This window comes from Streptomyces sp. NPDC001108 (assembly GCF_053598535.1).
Map to the genome: position 1 here is coordinate 23,983 of NZ_JBSFKL010000023.1, position 19,101 is coordinate 43,083.

The 19,101-nt window shown below is 71.3% G+C and carries 14 protein-coding genes; 2 read left to right on the forward strand and 12 right to left on the reverse strand.

Annotation, left to right across the window (positions count from 1 at the left end):
- The first annotated feature begins 11 nt into the window (after window positions 1–11).
- Window positions 12–692: a uracil phosphoribosyltransferase gene (gene upp, locus ACWC97_RS31555; protein WP_450653022.1), complete on the forward strand. Its 681-nt coding sequence runs from the start codon at window positions 12–14 to the stop codon at window positions 690–692.
- Here the strand turns inward: upp and ACWC97_RS31560 are convergent.
- From ACWC97_RS31560 to ACWC97_RS31580, 5 genes are all read right to left on the reverse strand, one after another.
- Window positions 671–3,871, reverse strand: coding sequence for a BTAD domain-containing putative transcriptional regulator (locus tag ACWC97_RS31560; protein ID WP_450653024.1), 3,201 nt, complete (start codon window positions 3,869–3,871; stop codon window positions 671–673). The two genes, upp and ACWC97_RS31560, sit on opposite strands and share 22 nt — an antisense overlap.
- A 1,322-nt stretch (window positions 3,872–5,193) precedes the next feature.
- A complete protein-coding gene (locus ACWC97_RS31565) occupies window positions 5,194–5,322 on the reverse strand; it encodes a hypothetical protein (protein WP_450653026.1) in 129 nt (42 codons plus the stop codon).
- A gap of 323 nt (window positions 5,323–5,645) precedes the next feature.
- The gene (locus ACWC97_RS31570; RefSeq protein WP_450653028.1) at window positions 5,646–6,470 is read right to left on the reverse strand and encodes an alpha/beta fold hydrolase; all 825 of its coding nucleotides are present in this window, start codon (window positions 6,468–6,470) and stop codon (window positions 5,646–5,648) included.
- Between the two features lie 70 nt (window positions 6,471–6,540).
- On the reverse strand, window positions 6,541–7,683 hold the full coding sequence (locus ACWC97_RS31575; RefSeq protein WP_450653030.1) for an FAD-dependent oxidoreductase: 1,143 nt from the start codon (window positions 7,681–7,683) through the stop codon (window positions 6,541–6,543).
- Window positions 7,684–7,933: 250 nt separating this feature from the next.
- Window positions 7,934–8,629, reverse strand: a complete 696-nt coding sequence (locus ACWC97_RS31580; RefSeq protein WP_450653032.1) for a TetR/AcrR family transcriptional regulator — start codon at window positions 8,627–8,629, stop codon at window positions 7,934–7,936.
- A gap of 142 nt (window positions 8,630–8,771) precedes the next feature.
- On the opposite strand from ACWC97_RS31580, the gene ACWC97_RS31585 reads away from it, so the two are divergent.
- On the forward strand, window positions 8,772–9,167 hold the full coding sequence (locus ACWC97_RS31585) for a hypothetical protein (protein ID WP_450653034.1): 396 nt from the start codon (window positions 8,772–8,774) through the stop codon (window positions 9,165–9,167).
- Between the two features lie 643 nt (window positions 9,168–9,810).
- On the opposite strand, the gene exaC is transcribed toward ACWC97_RS31585, so the two are convergent.
- The 7 genes from exaC to ACWC97_RS31620 form a co-directional block, all read right to left on the reverse strand.
- On the reverse strand, window positions 9,811–11,334 hold the full coding sequence (gene exaC, locus ACWC97_RS31590; protein WP_450653036.1) for an acetaldehyde dehydrogenase ExaC: 1,524 nt from the start codon (window positions 11,332–11,334) through the stop codon (window positions 9,811–9,813).
- A 100-nt stretch (window positions 11,335–11,434) separates the two neighbouring features.
- The gene (locus ACWC97_RS31595; protein WP_450653038.1) at window positions 11,435–12,718 is read right to left on the reverse strand and encodes a GAF domain-containing protein; all 1,284 of its coding nucleotides are present in this window, start codon (window positions 12,716–12,718) and stop codon (window positions 11,435–11,437) included.
- Window positions 12,719–12,787: 69 nt separating this feature from the next.
- Window positions 12,788–13,381, reverse strand: coding sequence for an N-acetylmuramoyl-L-alanine amidase (locus ACWC97_RS31600; protein WP_352280337.1), 594 nt, complete (start codon window positions 13,379–13,381; stop codon window positions 12,788–12,790).
- Window positions 13,382–13,482: 101 nt separating this feature from the next.
- Window positions 13,483–14,496 (reverse strand): acetamidase/formamidase family protein, encoded by a 1,014-nt coding sequence (locus ACWC97_RS31605; RefSeq protein ID WP_450653040.1) that lies wholly within the window; start codon window positions 14,494–14,496, stop codon window positions 13,483–13,485.
- On the reverse strand, window positions 14,493–15,980 hold the full coding sequence (locus ACWC97_RS31610; RefSeq protein ID WP_450653042.1) for an APC family permease: 1,488 nt from the start codon (window positions 15,978–15,980) through the stop codon (window positions 14,493–14,495). Before ACWC97_RS31610 ends, ACWC97_RS31605 begins: the two co-directional genes overlap by 4 nt.
- 269 nt (window positions 15,981–16,249) lie before the next feature.
- Entirely contained in the window at window positions 16,250–17,599 is a 1,350-nt protein-coding gene (locus ACWC97_RS31615; protein WP_450653044.1) for an esterase-like activity of phytase family protein, read from the reverse strand.
- Window positions 17,600–17,760: 161 nt separating this feature from the next.
- Entirely contained in the window at window positions 17,761–19,098 is a 1,338-nt protein-coding gene (locus tag ACWC97_RS31620) for an SWIM zinc finger family protein (RefSeq protein WP_450653046.1), read from the reverse strand.
- Window positions 19,099–19,101: the final 3 nt, after the last annotated feature.

Below are 19,101 nucleotides of genomic sequence, written 5' to 3' on the forward strand. Positions count from 1 at the left end.
GACATACGTCCATGACCGCGCCGACCACCCCGTCGATCGAGAAGTACCTCGGCACGAGCGTCCGCCTGCTGCCCCAGACCGGACAGCTGCGCGCCCTGCACACCGTGATCCGCGACCGGGACGCCGGCCGGGAGGAGTTCGTCCACCACTCCCGCCGGATCATCCGCCTGCTGATCGAGGCCGGACTCGGCCTGCTGCCCTTTGCACCGCACGAGGTCCGCACCCCGACCGGGGAGGCGTACCAGGGGCTGCGCTTCGCCTCCGGGCTGTGCGGCGTGACCGTCCTGCGCGCCGGGGAGAGCATGGAGGGCGAACTGCGGGCCGTCTGCCCGGGGGTCAGGATCGGGAAGATCCTCATCCAGCGGGACGAGACGACCAAACGGCCCCACCTCTACTACACCTCCCTGCCCTCCGACATCGCCGAGCGGCACGTCCTGCTGCTCGACCCGGTCATGGCGACGGGCGGTACCGCGCTCTCGGCGCTCCAGGTACTGGGGGACCTCGGGGTGCCCGAGGAGAAGGTGGTCTTCGTCAACTTCATCACCGTCCCCGAGGGCATCGCCGCCGTGTGCGAGCGGCATCCACGCATCCGGATCGTGACCTCCGCGATCGAGGAGCGGCTGAACGAGAGCGCGTGGATGCTGCCCGGCATCGGCGACTTCGGGGACCGCTACTTCGGCACGGACAGATAGGGCCGCTGCTGCGGCAGCAGCCCGTTGAACGACAGGGTGGGGCTGGCGTAGGTCCGTTCCCCACGGGACCTGATCTCCCGTCCCGCCCGGCGCAGTGTCTCCTGCGCGGTCCTGATGCCCCCGGCGCTGTACTGGGCCTCCGCCAGCAGCCCGAGGTGCAGGGGCAGCCGGATCAGCACGCGGCGTTCACGCAGCTCCGCCACCGCGGACTCCAGCGCGTCGAGCGCGCCCGGTTCCGCCAGCTGCTGCTGCGCCCAGCTACGGCAGACCCGGAGCAGGCCGGACCAGTACGTCAGTCCGTGGGCGGCGGCGACGTCGAGCCCCCGGCCGCTGGACGACGCGGCCGTCTGGGGGTCCCCGGCCAACGCGGCCACCAGCGCGTGGAAGTAGTGGGCGCTCGCCCGGTCCACCGGCGTACCGTCCTGGCCGGTCACCGGGAGCAGGTTCTCGCACACCCGCAGCGCCTCGTCGTCGGCGCCGAGGAGGCTCAGGGCGAGGGCACGGTGGTTCATCGCGATGTGCCGCAGGTCGTGGTGGAGGACACGGGTCAGCCCGACGCGGTCGGCGGAGGGGAGGCCCTCGGCGATGCGCGCCGCCTCGGTCAGCGCGGTCAGGGCACCGTTCGCGTCGCTGGACAGCAGCTGGATCCCGCGGGCCAGGAACGCGCAGAGCCGTGCCTTCGGGGCGCCGGACTGCTCCGCGAGGACCAGGAGCCGCTGGACGGACCGGGCGCCCTCCCGGTTGTGGCCGACGACGAGCTGGGTGATGCAGTGGCTGAACAGCAGCACCGACTGCTCCGCCGCGTCGGCCCGCGCATCGGACAGTTTCAGCAGACGGCGTGCCTCGGACTGCACCGTGAGGTCGGCGTACCCGCGCGTGACGCTGGTGAGGTGCAGGAGCCTCCTGTCCAGGTCAAGGGTGTTCTGGACCGCCGTTCCGGTGGGCGACGGCAGGGTGGACACCAGGGCGCCGACCCGTCCGTACCACTCCTCGGCCATGGCGTAACTCCCTTCGGCCGCCGCCTGGTCGCCGCCCCGCATCAGATGGGGCAGCGCCTTCTCTGCGGGCAGCGTCAGCGTCGCCTGCCAGGCGTGACGGGCCCGTTCCCGGATCGCCTCGGGGGCGTCGGTGCGGCGCGCGTCGAGGACGTCGAGGGCGCGGGCGTGCAGGTCGGCGCGTTCCTGGGAGCACATCTCCGCCAGCAGCACCTCGCGTACGAGTCCGTGCCGGAAGGCGAGCCGGTGGGGGGAGTCGGGAGCCTGCCGCAGCAGACCGGTCCGCAGCGCCTCTTCCACGGCGCGGTGGACCTCCGTACCGCCCAGCAGTTCCGTCAGTATCCGCCGCTCCGCGGCGCTGCCCAGCACGGCGCAGGCTCGCAGCGCCCGCAGGGTGTGCGGCGGCAGTCCGGCGAAGCGGTGGTGCAGCATGGTACGGACGCCCGCCGGGACCACGGCGAGGGCGGCGTCCTCGGCGGGCCGGGCGGTCAGCTGCCGGACGTCTCCCGCCTGGGCCAGCAACTGCCCGAGCAGATACGGGTTGCCGCCGCTGCGCTCGTACAGCGTCCGTGCGACGGCCCTGTTCACCTCCGGCCCGGCCCGGCCCGCGATCAGCGCGTCCACCTGCTCCGCGGAGAGGGTGCCGAGATGGACGACCTCGGTGCGGGAGTCTGCGAGGAGCGTCTCCAGTGCCCCACCGCGCTCGGGCCCGGCGCCCAGCCCCGGCTCGCGGACGGTGATGACGAGGCCCAGCGGGCGGCCATGGGTACGGGCGGCGAGCATGCCCAGTACGTCCAGGGTGAGCCGGTCGGCACGGTCCACGTCCTCCAGCACGAGCAGTAGGGGGGTGCCGTCGGTACGGTCGAGAACCGCCTCGCAGAACGCGTCGTTGGCCAGGAAGCGCAGCCGCGTACCGGGGTCGGTGGCTCCGGCGGGCCAGTCGTCCCGTTCCGACAGCGTTGTCATGGCCCTGGCATTGGGGGAATGCGGTGCGTCGAGACGGCGCAGGACCTGCTGCCACACCCAGCCGGGCGGCATTCCCTCCGCGCTCCGGCAGTCGAAGCGGATCACCTGCGGGTTCCCTGGCAGGGGTTCCGGTCCGGCGACGGCCCGGGCCAGCAGCTCGGTCTTGCCGACCCCGGCCTCCCCGACGACGGCGGTGAGACGGCCGCTGCCCCGCAGGGCGGAGCCGAGGTACGACCGCAGGGCCGCGAGGGCGTGCTCGCGCCCCTGGAGCGGCGGGGCCGGGACCGGGGAGCCGCCCGGCCGTACCTCCCCGGCCTCCCGGTGACGGCTCCCGTGCGGCCCGGGCCCGTCGGGGAAGCTGTGTTTCCCGGTACTCGAAGCGGCGCTCGGAACAGTGCTTCGAGCGGCGCTCGGACCGATCTCGTGGCGAAGCACGGCCAGATGGACCCGGCGCAGTTCCTCGCCGGGGCCGACGCCGAGCTCCTCCGCAAGATGGGCGCGGGTCCGGTCGTGGAGGCGCAGGGCCTCGTCCTGCCGGCCGAGGCGGTACAGACCGGTCATCAGGCCGGCGACCATGTGCTCGTCGGTGGGGTGGCGGGCCACCTCGGGGCGTAGCGCCGCGACGGCGTCGGCGGTCTCCCCGAGGGCGAGCAGTGCGTCGGAGCGGGCCGCCACGGCGGCGGTCCGCAACTGCCGTAGTCGCGCGCTCTCCTCCTCCAACGGCGCGTAGGCGGTCAGGTCCAGGAACGGGTCGGCCCGCCACAACTCCAGGGCGTCCCCCAGTAGGGCACGCGCGGTCGTGAAGTCCCCTTCGGAGAGCCGATGCTGACCCTCTGTCACCATACGGTCGAACCTGTGGACATCGATCGCGTCCCGCTCCAGGCCGAGGACGTACCCGGGGGCCCGGTAGTGCAGGGGAGCGGCTGCCCTGTCCGCACCTCGGCCGGGCTCCAATGCGCGGCGGAGGTGGGACAGGTACGTCTGGAGGGTGGCGTGCGGTCGCCGGGGCGGGCGGCCCGCCCACAGCTCGTCGATGAGCTGGTCGGCGGGGACGATCCGGCCGGGCCGGAGCAGCAGCAGCCCGAGGACCGCCCGGTGCCGGGGCGGACCGAGGTGGACCGGCTCGGCACCGTGCCGGGCCCTCATCACTCCGAAGGCTTCGAGCTTCAGCTCCGACGTCGACGGGTACCGCTGCTGCTCTTCCATGATGTACGTCATACCGAGTGCGTATGCCTTTCGAACGTGACGTGCGTGATGTCGCGGTCGAGCTCGGGCCGATTCTGCCGTGAACGCGGTACCGGCGGAATGGCGCACGAATCGCGCCGACGTCGGGCTCCTACCCGCCGAATGGGCGGGGCGCTCCCCTGGCCAGTGTGATCAATGAGGAGCGAATTCCTCTGCTTCACACCTAAGTTGTCCGGATCTCTCGCTCCCCGGACAGCTTTCGGTCACCGGGGCGCCCTGGTGATGGGTGGTGCGGAACGGGCGGGCCGGTTCCGTCGGGCGGTGGCCGAAATCGGATGACTGTGTGGCCAAGGCAGCACATGCGAACCCGATGTATCCGCGACGAACACACGCATGAGAAGGGCCTCCCGGCTGAAAGCCATCCGATAGGACAAGGCTTCCGTGCAAGCGTTCCGGAACGCACGGTAGAACCTCGCGAACGACCGGTCAAGAAGTCCGTTCGGGGACAGATGGCCCGCACAAGAACCCGGCGCATGTTCGACGAACATCAGGTCCTGACCGGTGCGACCGCGTCCGGTCGGGTGGATGTGCTGCTGCCCCGCCCCGTCGGGCCGTCCCGTGGAACGGAGGTAAGGACCGTAAGTCGATGACGGGTGACGAATCCCGGACCAATGCCGAAGCGGAACCGTGGGAAGTCATGGATTCGGCCTTTCCCGTGGCATTGCCGAGTGCTGCTCGGGAAAGACGTGGGAAGCCTCCTCCGGCGCCCTCCGATTGGCCGCATCATCCGTTCCGGATAGAACTCAAAGTAAAGCGGTGGGCATTTGTGCAGGCACAGGTTCCACGGGGGAGTCGGCGGGCGTCGAGTTCAATCCCCGTGGCGGGTGAAGTCCTGCTGACGCATAGGTTTACCGTGCCCTACGGGCGTGTGCCGCACCTGCCGCACTGATTCCGGGGCCAGTCGGCCGGGCAAGGAAAGCCATGGCTGCGGAACGATTCGGAGCGGCGCCGAGTGGCCGTTCACGTTGCCCGGACGAGGCGCGCCGAACTCCGGCCCGGCCCCGCCGCCTCGGCCACCCCTCCCGAGTTCTCCACCTTCTGTGCGCACGCGGGCGGTACGGCCGGAGGCATGTACTTGCCATCCTCTTCCGGGGCCGCTTTCCACCCGCCGGAACTGATCGGCCCTGCCGTCTCGGGATGTTCGGGCCGCGTCCACCGCGAGCGTGACGGAAGGCGCGCCGGACCCGCGCCCGGGACTGGTCCACGGCCTCAAGACCGGCGGGCTCGCCGTTACGTATCACCCGTCCAACGCGACGCCGTTGACACGGACGCGGCAGTTCGGCGCCCTGGTCCCGTCACGCGGCGGGCGCGGCGATCGGCGTCGGCGTCCGCACCAGCCCGAGGGCGTCGGTGATCAGGTGACGCTTCCGACCTTTGATCTCCTTGCCGGCATCCGCAGACAGGGCCCCGCTCCGGGCGTTCACCCGCCGGGTCCTGTCCCGCAACAGGTCATGAACCTGCTCGGTGGTCCCGTCCGCCTCCCACTTGGCGAAGTAGTCGTAGACGGTCTTAAACGGCGGAAGTCGTGTGGCAGGTACTCCCTCGGATCTGCACTCTCGCCGCGGTCCCGGGCCCCGACCGTGCGGCCTGCCAAGCAGCGAACGTCGGTTCGATCAATGCCCAGTGGGCACCGGAGACGTCACTGCGATACGCACGCCGAGTACTCATACCCCGGGCAACGACGGCGCCGGCCTCCAGTCATAAGAACATCCCAGAACGCCAACTGCCTGGATCAGATGCACTCTTATCAGACCCTGGACGTCCTCCAGGATCTACTGAAGGGCTGGACCGGCACCTGCACCACCTGCAACCGCCCCTGCCCCGCAACCGCAGCAGACGCAGAACCCAACGAAGCACTACTGGTGAGGAAGGAGTCGAGATGAGTGAAGACCGTCTCGGGTTTCTCGCGGATGGGCAGGTGTCCCGCGCCGGGGATGAGTTCGAATCGCGCGTGGGGGAACGCCGCGGTGTAGGCACGGCCGAAGTCGGGGGTGACGACTGCGTCGTCGGCGCCACAGATCACCAGGACCGGGCAGGTGACGGTGGAAAGGCGGGGCAGCATGCCGACGTCTGCCATGGTCGGCCCGGCGTAGGCGCGCATGGCGGCCATCGCCTGTGCGAGCGGTCCGCCCTGCGGCGCCGCAGCCGGTGGACCGGCGGGCACGGTGATCTGCTGGCCGGGTATGACGGGGCCGATGGCGTCCATGAGGACGAGTCGGGAGATCCGGCCCTCGCGGTCGTTTGGGACGGCCTGGGCGGCGACCCAGCCGCCGAAGGACGTGCCGATCACCGTCACGTTGTCCAGCCCGAGGTGGCCGAGCAGATCCAGGTAGGCAGCGGCGAGTGCGGGCACGGAGTCCAGGTTGTCGGGCCGCGGGGTGGCGTCCCAGCCCGGGTGGGTGGGCGCCACCACCCTGTGATCCGAGGCGAGGTGGTCGATCAGGGGCGCGACGCTGGAGGGGCCGGAGCCGCCGTGCAGGACGAGGACCGGGCTGCTGCCCGTGCCGGCCTTGCGCACTTCGAGGTCCAGGCCGGGCCGTAGCGGGATGGTGCGCCGATGGTGTGACGTCATTGTTCTTCCCGGATTGGCTGAGGCGGGTGGGTTCGGTGACTTGAGGGGGTGGTGGCCGTCGGGGCGGGCCTTACCGGGCTGCCGTGCCGGAGGTGAAGAACGCGACCATCTGCTCCAGGCCCCGCTCGCCGAACATCGTGTCCAGGTTGGCGGCGGACTCGGCGGCGGTCGCCTCGCTGCGCGGGAAGAGGGCCTCCTCGTACGCGGTCAGGGCGGCTTCGGTGTCGCCGGGGTGGGCGGCGATGGCCAGGGCGAGTTCGGCGCCGTCGAACATGGCGAGGTTGGCGCCCTCCCCGGCGAAGGGGGACATCACGTGGGCGGCGTCACCGAGCAGCGTCACGCCCGGGACGCGGTCCCAGCGGTGCCCCACGGGCAGGGCGTGGATACGGCGCGGGGTGATCGTCTCCGCGTCGGCGACCAGGCCGCGCAGGTCCTCGTCCCAGCCCTCGAAGTGGGCGAGGACCGCCGCCTTGGCGGCTGCGTGGTCGGTGAAGTCGACCGTGTCCAGCCAGCCCTCGTCGGCCTTGAGTGCCGTGTAGACGTGGAGACTGCCGTCACTTTCCCGGTGCGCGAGGACGCCGCGTTCTCCCCCCAGGGCGATGAAGAACCCGCCGCCGATCACCGCGGCACTGCGCGGGTGGCGGGTGTCGGCGTCGAACAGGTCGGTCTCGACGAAGGAGATGCCGGTGTAGACGGGCGAGGCGTTCGAGACCAGCGGACGGATCCGGGACCAGGCGCCGTCCGCGCCGATCAGGAGATCGGTGGTGATGGCCGAGCCGTCGGCCAACGTCACCTCGTGACGCCCGTCGCCCAGCGCCCGGGCCCCGGTGACTTTCCGTCCCCAGTGGATGGTGCCATCGGGCAGGGAGCCCAGCAGCAGGTCCCGCAGGTCGCCGCGGTCCACCTCCGGCCGGCCGCCGGTGCCGTCGTCCTCCGCTGCCACGTGCACCGTGCCGTCGGAGCCGAGCAGGCGCATGGCCTGACCGCCCTCATGGACGATCTTGAGGAAGTCGTTGTGGAGGTCGGCGGCGTGCAGGGCCTTCTGCCCGTTGTTCTCGTGGATGTCGAGCATCCCGCCCTGCGTACGGGCCGCCGCCGACGCCTCCAGCTCGAAGATCGCCGACTCGATGCCGTTGACGTGCAGGACACGGGCGGCCATCAGGCCGCCAAGGCCCGCGCCGACGATTGCGATCGGGAAGTGGCTGGTGCTCATGGGGCCTCCGAAAGCAGTAGGGAACACCTCTGTCCGCCGAGCTGGTCCCGCCGACGCCGCCCAGTTCTGGAGAAAGCCGGCGTACGCGTGATCGGCGAGCAATGACCCGGCCACACAGAAACCGTACCGAACATGTTCGTTACGAACAAGTTCGGTACGAACAAGTTCGGTACAGCCATGGCGGGAGGCGGCGGGAAGACTGCGTCCAACCAAGTCAGCCGTCGGCAGGGCGAGCGAGCCCGCCCGGAACTCAGCCCTCTGCGCCCGGAACGGGCGTGTGCACGATGCCGTTGATGAGGACGTCGAAGCTCCAGCGGATCCTGTCCGGCACCGAGCCGCCGATCAGCGCGGGCATGTGTGCCGCGATCGCCGGACGCTCGGCGCCGTCCACGGCGTGCAGCGCACGCACCGTAGCGTTCCAGTCGTCCTCAGAGGCGGGATCATGCTCCCGCGTCGAGTGCTCGGCAGCAGTGGCCGTCGCGTCCTGGAGCAGCTTGTCCATCCCCCAGGCGACCTGCTCACGACCGGCGCCGCTTTGCGAAAGGAGATCGAGAATGCGCTCCACCAGGCGCAGGTAGTTCTCGCCGCTCGGGCGGGCGACGAGCGCCGCCCGCGCCAGCTGCGGGTACTCGAACAGCACCCGGGTGTACGACGTCATGACGGCACGGAGCTGCTCACGCCAGCTCTCACCGCCGTCCCGACCGGTCAGGTCTACCTCGCCGAGCAGAGAGTCCAGAACGGCCGCGTGCAGCTCGGCGGTGTTGGCGATGTAGACGTACAGAGACGCCGGGCCGGTATCCAGCTCCTGCGCCAGACGGCGCATCGTGACCTTCCCCAGCCCCTCCGCCCGCATGATCCGCACGGCGGTGTCCACAATCCAGCGCCGGGACAGGGAGGGCTTCGCCGGACGCTCCCGGCGGCTGGTCGGCTCTCTTCTCGCAGTCATAAACCTGATCGTAACGAACGTGTTCGTATTACGGACTGCCCGTTGGACCCTCGAGCTGACCAGCTGGAGCCCGGGCGCCTCGGTGCTGCTGCTCGGCCACATGGCGGCGATCACGCGGCTGTGAAAGTCCGACGCCAACCCGGTGCTGTCCTTCTGGCTCGCCTGCATCCTGACCCGCCCGCTGGGCGCCAGTGTCGGCGACTGGCTCGCGTCCCCCGGAGATCGCTCAGACGGGCGAGCCGAAAGGTCTCGTGCTGGGCACCTTCACCACCAGCCTGATCTTCCTCGGTCTCATCCTGGCGACGGTGACCTACCTGACAGTGACGCGCCCGGACGTGACCGAGCCCGACGAGGCGGCCCATGCCGAACACGCCACCGGTTACCCGCGCAAGGAGCGTGTCGCGCTGGCCGGCTTCGGACTTCTCGCCGTCGCGACCACGGGCCTGCTGCTCTGGGTCCATGGCCAGCCGCACAGCGGCCCGGCGCCGGAAGAGAACAACACCTCCGCCGTCCGGATGGGCTCCGGGCGAGGCGGTGAAGAAGTTCCCGCCTGCCAAGGTCTCCGCGCTGCAGATCATTGTTTCGACCTCGCTCAAGGACGCATGCTCGGGGAACACGAACGGTGCGCACGCGGCCGCCCAGTCGCTGCGCGACGACCTGTGGGACGCAGACCAGGCGTCGTCGCAGCCGCTGGACAACACCGGCCGGACCTCCATCGACTCCCAGATGGACAAGGTGCTGGGGATATCGATCACGCGGATCCGCCGATGCCGCCCGCCCCCCGCTCCTCGCCAAGAGACCTTACGACCTCTGGCACGCAGGGATCTCGTTCTGGCTGCACTCCGGCGAGGATTTTGCCGAATATGCGCGCTGGGCCGACCAGAGCATCCAAGTGCTCTTCCAGTACTACCCCAAGTTTCTGGACGATCTTCAGGAGCGTTCCAACCGGCTCATCGAGGAGTCGATGCAGGAGTGGAGCCGACGCAGCGAAGACAGCAGCGCCAAGGGCTGAGCCGCAACCTGGCGTGTATGGCCCGGAACTGCTGGTCAGGACTGGGATACCGGTGGGATGAAATGGAAGAAGGGGGTATTTCGACACCTCTCCCACGGGAAGGCTCGAGTGCTCCAAAGAGGCGCCTGACCCGGGGAAAACCCCGGGTCAGGCGCCTTCTTTCGTGCCGCTAGAAGAAGCCGAGCTTCTTCGGCGAGTAGCTCACCAGCAGATTCTTCGTCTGCTGGTAGTGCTCCAGCATCATCCGGTGGTTCTCCCGGCCGATCCCGGACTGCTTGTAGCCGCCGAAGGCCGCGTGCGCCGGGTACGCGTGGTAGCAGTTGGTCCAGACACGGCCCGCCTGGATGGCGCGGCCCGCCCGGTACGCGGTGTTGGTGTCCCGGGTCCAGACGCCGGCACCCAGACCGTACAGCGTGTCGTTGGCGGTCCTGATCGCGTCGTCGAAGTCGGAGAAGGACGTGACCGCGACGACCGGGCCGAAGATCTCCTCCTGGAAGACCCGCATCCGGTTGTCCCCCTCGAAGACCGTGGGCCGGACGTAGTACCCGCCCGCCAGCTCCCCGTCGTACTCGATCCGCTCCCCGCCCGTGAGGATCTTGGCGCCCTCCCGTACACCGATGTCCAGGTACGAGAGGATCTTCTGGAGCTGGTCGTTGGAGGCCTGGGCGCCGACCATCGTGTCGGTGTCCAGCGGGTGCCCCAGCGCGATCTTCTCGGTGCGGGCGATGCCCGCCTCCAGGAACTCGCCGTACAGCCCGCGCTGGATCAGCGCGCGCGAGGGGCAGGTGCAGACCTCACCCTGGTTGAGGGCGAACATGGTGAAGCCTTCGAGGGCCTTGTCCCGGAAGTCGTCGTCGGCGTTCCACACGTCGTCGAAGAAGATGTTGGGCGACTTGCCGCCGAGCTCCAGCGTCACCGGCTTGATGTTCTCGGAGGCGTACTGCATGATCAGCCGGCCCGTCGTGGTCTCACCGGTGAAGGCGATCTTCGCGACGCGCGGACTGGAGGCGAGGGGCTTGCCCGCCTCCGCGCCGAAGCCGTTCACGATGTTCACGACGCCGGGCGGCAGCAGGTCGGCCACCAGCTTCAGCCATACGTGGATGGAGGCCGGGGTCTGCTCGGCCGGCTTCAGGACCACCGCGTTGCCCGCCGCGAGCGCCGGGGCCAGCTTCCACGTCGCCATCAGGATCGGGAAGTTCCACGGGATGATCTGGGCGACCACGCCGAGCGGCTCATGGAAGTGGTACGCGACCGTGTCGGCGTCGATCTCGCTGAGGGTGCCCTCCTGGGCACGCAGCGCACCGGCGAAGTACCGGAAGTGGTCGATGGCCAGCGGGATGTCAGCGGCCAGCGTCTCACGCACCGGCTTTCCGTTGTCCCAGGTCTCGGCGACCGCCAGCTCCTCCAGACGCGCCTCCATCCGGTCGGCGATCCGGTTGAGGACCAGCGCGCGGTCGGCCGCCGAGGTGGCGCCCCAGGCGGGTGCCGCGGCGTGGGCCGCGTCGAGGGCCAGCTCGACGTCCTCGGCCGTTCCGCGGGCGATCTCGGTGAAGGGACGGCCGTTGACCGGGCTCGGGTTCTCGAAGTACTGGCCCCGGACGGGCGCCACGTACGCGCCGCCGATCCAGTGGTCGTAGCGGGACTCGTACGAGACGATGGCGCCCTCGGCACCCGGCGCGACGTAACGGGTCATCTCTGTGGCCTCCCGAATCCGGTGCCGCCCGCCGTTGGGCGGCCCTCGGCGCGAGCCTAGGAGGCCGTACGTTGCAACCCCGTTGCGCCGCGCCCGGGGATCAGCGCTGTTCGGCCTCCAGGGCGTGGGCCCTGGCGAGCAGGGCCGGGCGCTGGGCGGGCGGGGCGGCCGAGGCGAGCGCCCGCCAGACCGGGAGGTCGTTCTCGCCCCAGGGGCTGTACGCCCAGTCGGCCAGGAGCCCCGGGTCGCCCCGGGCGATCAGCGCGGCCCGCAGCTGGTCGTCGAGCCGACGCCGCAGGCGGATGACGGACGGCGACTGCGAGGCCGGGAGCAGCGGCCCGGAGTACGCGTTCATCGCCGCGGCCACCGCCCCCGACGCCAGCCTGCGCGCCACCGTGTCGAAGTCCGCGTCGACCGGGGCCGCCAGCCGGTACGGGCGGGAGAGCAGGAGGTCCCGCCCCAGCAGCCGCCGCAGCCGGGAAAGCTCGGCGCGCAGGGTCACCGGAGTGACCGACTCGTTCTCGTACAGCTCGACGAGGAGTCCGTCGCCGCCCAGGCCCTCGGGGCGGCGGGCGAGCGTCACCAGGATCTCGCTGTGCCGTCGGCTGAGCCGCAACCGGCGGTCACCCGCCACCAGCAGGGCCTCGTCCCGGCCCAGCGCGCTGAGCCGTACCCGGGCTTCCGGCGCCGGGGCCAGCAGCGCGAGCTGGCTCTCGGCGGCGCGCGCCACCGCCTGGACGAACGCCAGGCTGTGCGGGTGGGCGAGCCCGTCCCCGCCGGTGATGTCCACCGCGCCCAGGACCCGGCCGGTGTGCGGGTCGTGCAGCGGGGCCGCCGCGCACGTCCACCGCTGCACCGGGCGCAGGTAGTGCTCGGCGGCGAAGACCTGAACCGGCCGGTCCACGGCCAGCGCCGTCCCCGGGGCATTGGTCCCGGCCACCGACTCGGCCCAGCGGGCACCCTCCACGAAGTTCATCCGGCCGGCGGCCCGACGGGGTCCTGCGGGGCCCTCGACCCAGAGCAGCCTGCCGTGCGCGTCGCAGACCGCGAGCAAATGCTCCCCGTCGGCTGCGTACGCCCCCACCAGCTCGCGGATCAGCGGCATGACGGGGGCCAGTGGATGCCCGTCCCGGTACGGGCCCAGGTCCTCCGGGCCCAGCTCGACCAGGGGCGCGCGGTCCGGACCGACCCGGGCCCTGGCCGAGCGCCGCCAGGACTCACCGACGACCGGCCGCACCGGTCCCTCCAGTCGACCGGCCGTGGTGAACGCCTCGTGCGCGCGGCGCAGTTGGCCGATCCGCTCGCCGGGGTCCACGCCGGCGGCCAGCGCCACCCAGGGGTCCTTCAACTCACCCTCCGGTCCAGGGGAATCGTGCACCCCCATCGTCACCGCGGCGGGCCGCCGCGACAACCGCCGCGCACCGGAAGCACCGGTTCGGGTGGTGCGGCCGGATCAGCCCGTCGAGTACAGGTTGACGAGCCGGATGTAGCGCACCCAGTCCCACTGGGGGCCCGGATCGGTGTGGTCGCTGCCCGGTACCTGGGCGTGGGCGAGGATGTGCGCGCGGTCCTTCGGGATCTTGTACCGGTCGCACACCGAGGCGGTCAGCAGCGCCGACCGTTCGTACAGGGCGTTGGTGAAGTAGGAGGGCTGGTCCACCCAGCCCTCGTGCTCGATGCCGATGCTGCGCGTGTTGTAGTCCCAGTTCCCCGCGTGCCAGGCGATGTTCTGCTCCCGGACGCACTGACCGACGTAGCCGTCCGACGAGCGCACCACGTAGTGCGCGGAGACCTGCTTCGCCGGATTCTGGAAGATCCCGATCGTGTTTCCGTACGTCTCCTGGGTGACATGGATGATCACGTACTGCACGGGATAGGCCGAAGGGCGGCTCGACACCGTGTAGTTGGAGGTGGAGGCGGGCGTCCAGTGCGCGAGGGGGTAGTCCGTGTCGCCCGCCGTGGTCGTCGCCGCGGCGCGGGCGGAGGCGGGCAGCAGGGCGGCGGCCGCGGTGGCGGCGGCTCCCTGGAGAATCCTTCTGCGGTGCATGAGCGCTCCTGTTGTGTGTGGGGGGAGAGAGGTGGACAGGGCAGGGGAGGAACGGACGGTACGGGAGGAGGGACGGGCAGGGTGGGGGAGCCCGGCCGGAGTCAGCGGTCGAACAGTGCCGAGGTCTCCCGCAGATGGCGGTGGAGGCCACGATGGGGGTCACCCGCGGGCAGCCACTCCTTGCGGATCTTCGCCACGCTGGTGTAGTTGGTGTCGCACACATTGGCCAGCGGTGCCTTGCCCGCCTGGCTGATCAACTGGTACGCATCGAGCTCGGACAGGCCGTAGTCGCGCGACAGCCACTGCACCAGGTCCAGCTGGGAGATCCGGAAGGCGTCCTCCAGCGGACGGGCCGATCCGGTCGACATGAGATGGGTGTCGGACTCGATGCGCGGCCACGGCGTACTGACGCCCTTCAACAGCTCGACCAGCACCACCGTGTTCATCGCGCACTCCACGGCCACCCCGCAGGTCTCGCCCTCGCCCTGGCGGGCGTGGCCGTCGCCCAGGCTCAGCAGCGCGCCCTCGACGTTGACCCCCAGGTAGCAGGTGACGCCCGCCCGCATCTCGGGCGTGTCCATGTTGCCGCCGTGCGCGTCCGGCACCAGCGCGGACCGGACCTCCAGATTGGCCGGGGCCACCCCGACCGTGCCGTGCATCGGGTCCATCGGCAGCTCCACCTGGATGTCACTGTCCCGGGCGCTGAACAGGCAGGTGCGGCGCGCCCGGTCCAGCTGCCACATCCACACCACCTCGGGCAGCGGGGCCTGCAACGACGCGGTGGTGTGGGTGGAGGTGAGTGCCCCGAAGAGCGGCACGGTCGTGGAGGCGGCCCAGTCCCTGGCCGGTTCGATCGAGACGAAATGGACCGCGACCGTGTCCCCGGGCTCCGCGCCCACCACGTGGAACGGGCCGGTCTGCGGATTGAGGAACGGGAACTCGCAGACCTCGGAGACCAGGTCCTTCTCGGAACGGACCCGCCCGGCGAAGCAGTCCTCCGTGTACAGGTCGAGGAAGGTGCCCGGCTCGATCCGGGCCACCGGGGCCGCTCCGCCGAACGTCCAGGCGTACTCGCCCTCCTGGGGCCGGACGGTCAGGACACGGGGGTCGCTCATCGCTGCTCTGCTCCTGTCGCAGTCGTCCCGGCCGGTGCCGGGTCGTCGTCGAGGTGGATCCGCCCGGTCTCCGCCACCCGCTCCGGATGCCGGCGCATCAGCACCACCAGCACAACGACCCCGATCAGCATCCAGACACCGACGACCGGCCCCGCGTACGACACGGGTGCGCTGAGCTCGGAGACGAAGTCGAAGGCGGGGATCCCGGCGGCGGTCAGCAGCGCGGGCACGAACGCCGCGATGCCCAGGACGGGGAAGAGAAGGTGGAGCACGGGGTTGAAGGCGTCCCGGCGCCGGCGCAGGAAGTATCCGGCGCACGACAGGTTCACGACGATGTACACACCGATGATCACGGTGACGATCACCGTCGCCAACAGCGTGAACGCGGTCACCGGGTCGTAGGCGAACCCGAGCCCGAGCGTCGCGCCGACCGCGATCACGAACTGCGCCGCCACTCCCGTGACGGGGGAGCGCCGCCGGGGGTGCAGCCGGGCGAAGCCCCGCGGGAAGACCCCGATACGGCCGAGCGCGAACGCGGTACGGGTCGACACATTGGCACACGCGTTGGCGTTCGCCACGGTCGAGTTGACCACGGCGAGGAAGAGCAGCACCCAGAACAGCCCGAACGAGGCACGGGCCACCCCCTCCCACGAGGCCGCGCCCGAGCTGCCGAACCCGGCGAACTCGTCGGGCCCGAAGTACACCGACATGGCGTACGTGGTCAGCACGTACACCAGACCGATGGAGAGCGCCGCTCCGAGTACGGCCCGCCGCATCGTGCGTCTCGGGTTCTTCGTCTCCTCGGCGAGCGGGGCCGCGGCCTCGAATCCCGCGAAGGCGAGCACGGTGTAGACGGAACCGGCGAAGATCCCGCTCGTACCGCCGTATCCCTCCGCGGTGTGCGACGTGCCGAACACCGAGAGGGTGTTGTCGGAACCGGCCTGGCCGATGAGCAGCGCCGCGAAGACGACGAAGACGAGCACCTCGAAGATGCCGAGCACGGTCCCGAAACGGGCCGAGGCCCGGACCCCGAAGTACCCGGCGAGCGCGATGACCACCGCCCCCAGCAGCGACCACGGCCACCACAGGTCCGCCGGGTAGGAGGACCACTCCTGGTGCACCGTGCCCGACACGGTGAAGCCGAGCTGGAGCAGCAGCAGCGCGGGCACCAGCGCCTCGACGAAGACATAGCCCCAGCCGACGAGGAAACCGATGGCCGGATGCAGCCCCTGGGCGGAGTAGGTGGCGACGGACCCGGCGGCCGGAAGCCGGCGGGCCAGCTCGGCGACGCACGACGCGGTGAACAGACAGGCGACCAGGGCCACCACCACCGACAGCGGCAGACTGCCGCCCGCGAAGGTGGCTCCGGCGGGGATCGACGCGGCGATGGCCGCGGCGGGAGCCATCGCCGTGACGCTCTGGAACAAGACCTCGCGCAGCCCGACGGCATCGCGTAACAGCCCGTTGTTCGATTCCCCCGACATCCCTGGCTCCCTCTGTGTCCGATGACCGGAAGGCGGTGTCCGATGTGCGGCTCTGCGTCTCGCGCGCCCTACCGTACGGGGCGCCGCACGGCTCGCGGAAGACGGTGGGAGAGGGAAACGGTTCCCCCGCGCGGGGGAGGACACCGGCATGTACGGCGATGTCGGTACGGACGTAGCGGACGGGGTGGAGCGAGGATCCCGGTCCCCGGCGGGACGGGCCGCCGGGGACCGGGGCGGGGCGGCGCACACGGGCACGCGCCGCGCTCCGGTCAGCCGCGCAGCGGGCGCGGCAGCTTGATCTGCGTCACCGATGTCCTGATGCCGCTGTCGACCAGACGGCCGGCGGCGTCGAACGCCTCGGGGCCGTCGGTCATCCCGAAGTCGTTGTCGTTGATGACCGCGACGGTGTCCCGGCCGGTCACCGCGACCCCCTCGATCTTCCCCGGTACGCCGGGCACCTTGCCGAGGTCGACGACCAGGCTCTTGCGGAGCACCGGTACGCCCGCGGCGGCGGGGTCGCCGAGCTGCTCGTAGGACGGGGACGTCGTCGGGTCGTCCCAGGCGGAGCCGAGGATGCCCCGGTCCCGGGGGAGCGTCACCCGGTGCAGCCGGGCCGCCCGGTCCGTGCGCTCCTCGACCAGCAGGTCGTTCCCGCCGAGCGCGACGACCGAGGAGATCTTCAGCTCGGAGGTGTCGTCCTCGCCCGGGTCCACGACGTCCACCGGGTCGAACCGGTAGGCGTACTCCGCGGTGACGGCCTGCTTCTCCGTGGAGAAACGCAGCAGCCGCACATTGCGCGAGGACTCGCCCGCGCCCTGGTCGGGCAGCGAGAGCGGGCTCTGCACCGCGATCACCAGGTCGCCGCCGGGCAGGAGGGCCAGACCCTCGAAACCGCGGTTGATCTTGCGGTGCAGCAGTACGCCGGGCAGCGCCTCCACGACCGGGTAGTCCGCACCGGCCAGATCGAGCCCCCGCGGCACGTAGCGGGTGAGCACCCGGCCGCGCGGCGAGACGTGGACCAGCGAGGGTCCGTACTCGTCGACGAGCCAGAAACTGCCGTCGGCGGCGCGGACGATGCCCTCGGTGTCCAGACCGTCGGGGTTGTACTCCAGCGGCGTCGAGGCGTCGTAGGTGTACGGGGCCTCGTCGCGGCCCGACTGGTTGGAGAGCCCCGTCACCGGGGCGCCGGAGTGGGTGGTGACGGGGATCGCGTCCACCACCCGCAGGTGCTTCCCGCTGACCCGCACCTTGACGATCGACGGGTTGAAGCCGGGCACCGGGAAGGTGCGCCGCTTCTTCCCGCCGACCTTGATCTGCCCGTTCGGGCCCCGGTCGGTGACCGTCCAGAACTCGCCCGGGCGCTCCGCCGGGTAGATGTCGCTGCCGATGCCGCCGAGCTTCACCCCGCGGTCGTCCGGGACCGTCCCCGGCAGCAGCCCGTTGCTGAACCGGCCCAGCGGTACGTCGCCCAGTACGGCCGTGCCGGTGACCCGGGCCTGGCGCTCCGGGCGCCCGTGCCCGTCCGGCGCACCGGTCGCCGTTCCGGCCACGCACACCGTCGCGAGCACGGCGAGCGGCAGCCCGGCAGCGAGGGAACGACGGACAACACGCACGGACATGGAACCTCCTGGGAGAACGAACAGTCCTGACGGAACAGTCCTGACGGCCGTCAGGTTCCGTCTCCGTTCTCAACGGAAGGTGACATCGGGCTGAACGCGCGGGGGGAACGCGGCGGCGGCCCGGGGGAGCCCGGGGCCGCCACGTCCCGCGTCGTCCCCGCTCAACCCTCCGCCGGCGCCGAACCGCCCAGCGCGGCCGCCGGATCCTCGTCCGCCGGACCGGCCGGAACCCACCGGCCGTCCTCCTCGCGCAGGGGCCACCACCGCCCGTCCGGCCCGAACCGGAGCTGGACGCCGCCGTCCGCCGAGGTCCAGCGGTTGCCCTCCTCCCGCAGTGCGGGCCGCTCGCCCTCGTCCCAGGCCGCCGCGATCCGGGCGCGCGCCCGGGCCAGCGCCTCCCGGTCCGGTGTCCACTCCTCCTCCAGCACGGTGAGCCCGGCGAGCCCTCCGTACCGCCACGCCCGGACCGCCGCGTCGAACTCGGCGGGGCTCCGCCGCGAGCCGGCCGCCAGCCGCTTCGTGATCCACGGGGCGGGGCGGGCCTCGGCGGCCAGTCGCACGGCGTCCTGACGTGGTGTCAGGGGCATGGGCGGCGGACGGTGTTCATGACCGGGCGCGAGCGCATCGGCCAGCATCCGGTGGGCGCGCGCCGCACCGTCCGCCGCCAGCAGCTCCAGCGCCGCCGGATCGATACCGGCCCGCGGCTCGGTCTCGGTGTCCAGCGAGGGAGCCGGCCCGGGAGCGTCGGGCAGTGGCGGAGGAGCGGGCAGCGGGGGCAGGATGTCCCGGGCCGCGAACGCCTCGTCGGCCGGTACGCCCTCGTCGTCGGCCGGTACAGGGGAGTCACCCGTGGGCCCGTGTCCCTCCGCGCGGACCGCGATGCGGATCTGGAGTTCGTCCAGGAGCCGCCGCTCACCGCGCCCCCGCATCAGCAGCAGCACGAACGGGTCCTGGTCCAGCAGTCGCGCCACCTGGTAGCAGAGCGCGGCGGTGTGCGGGCAGTGGTCCCACGCCTCGCAGGTGCACTCCGGGTCCAGGTCACCGATTCCGGGCAGCAGCTCCACCCCGGCCGCCTCGGCGTCCTCCACCAGATGCGGGGGCATCTCGCGGTCCAGCAGCGCCGCGATGTGCCCGGCCCGCTCGACTGCCATGCCCAGGAAGCGGTCCCACTCCGCCGCGTCCAGCTCCTGGAGCAGCACGTCGCTGCGGTACGTGGCGTCGCCGTCGCGGACCAGCGCGGTGATCCGGCCGGGCCGTACGGAGACCGCGCCCACCCGGCCCTCGCGGGCGAACCTCCGTCCCTTCTTGAGCTGCTGGCCGTCCAACGCGGTGTCCTCCAGCGCCTTGAGCCAGGCCCGGCCCCACCACGTCACGGCGAAGCCCCGGCCCTGTGCGGGCGGCAGCGCGGCGAACGTCCGCTCCTGACCGGGGCCCGTCGCCTCCTCGTCCTCGCCCGGGTACGCGTCGCCTTCGTACGCGTCATGGTCGCTCTCGTGCATGCC

Bases quoted from the DNA above. Each gene is read 5' to 3' on its own strand.
- upp (WP_450653022.1), top strand. From the start codon at position 12: ATGACCGCGCCGACCACCCCGTCGATCGAGAAGTACCTCGGCACGAGC.
- ACWC97_RS31560 (WP_450653024.1), bottom strand. From the start codon at position 3,871: ATGACGTACATCATGGAAGAGCAGCAGCGGTACCCGTCGACGTCGGAG.
- ACWC97_RS31570 (WP_450653028.1), bottom strand. From the start codon at position 6,470: ATGACGTCACACCATCGGCGCACCATCCCGCTACGGCCCGGCCTGGAC.
- ACWC97_RS31575 (WP_450653030.1), bottom strand. From the start codon at position 7,683: ATGAGCACCAGCCACTTCCCGATCGCAATCGTCGGCGCGGGCCTTGGC.
- ACWC97_RS31580 (WP_450653032.1), bottom strand. From the start codon at position 8,629: ATGACTGCGAGAAGAGAGCCGACCAGCCGCCGGGAGCGTCCGGCGAAG.
- exaC (WP_450653036.1), bottom strand. From the start codon at position 11,334: ATGACCCGTTACGTCGCGCCGGGTGCCGAGGGCGCCATCGTCTCGTAC.
- ACWC97_RS31595 (WP_450653038.1), bottom strand. From the start codon at position 12,718: ATGGGGGTGCACGATTCCCCTGGACCGGAGGGTGAGTTGAAGGACCCC.
- ACWC97_RS31600 (WP_352280337.1), bottom strand. From the start codon at position 13,381: ATGCACCGCAGAAGGATTCTCCAGGGAGCCGCCGCCACCGCGGCCGCC.
- ACWC97_RS31605 (WP_450653040.1), bottom strand. From the start codon at position 14,496: ATGAGCGACCCCCGTGTCCTGACCGTCCGGCCCCAGGAGGGCGAGTAC.
- ACWC97_RS31610 (WP_450653042.1), bottom strand. From the start codon at position 15,980: ATGTCGGGGGAATCGAACAACGGGCTGTTACGCGATGCCGTCGGGCTG.
- ACWC97_RS31615 (WP_450653044.1), bottom strand. From the start codon at position 17,599: ATGTCCGTGCGTGTTGTCCGTCGTTCCCTCGCTGCCGGGCTGCCGCTC.
- ACWC97_RS31620 (WP_450653046.1), bottom strand. From the start codon at position 19,098: ATGCACGAGAGCGACCATGACGCGTACGAAGGCGACGCGTACCCGGGC.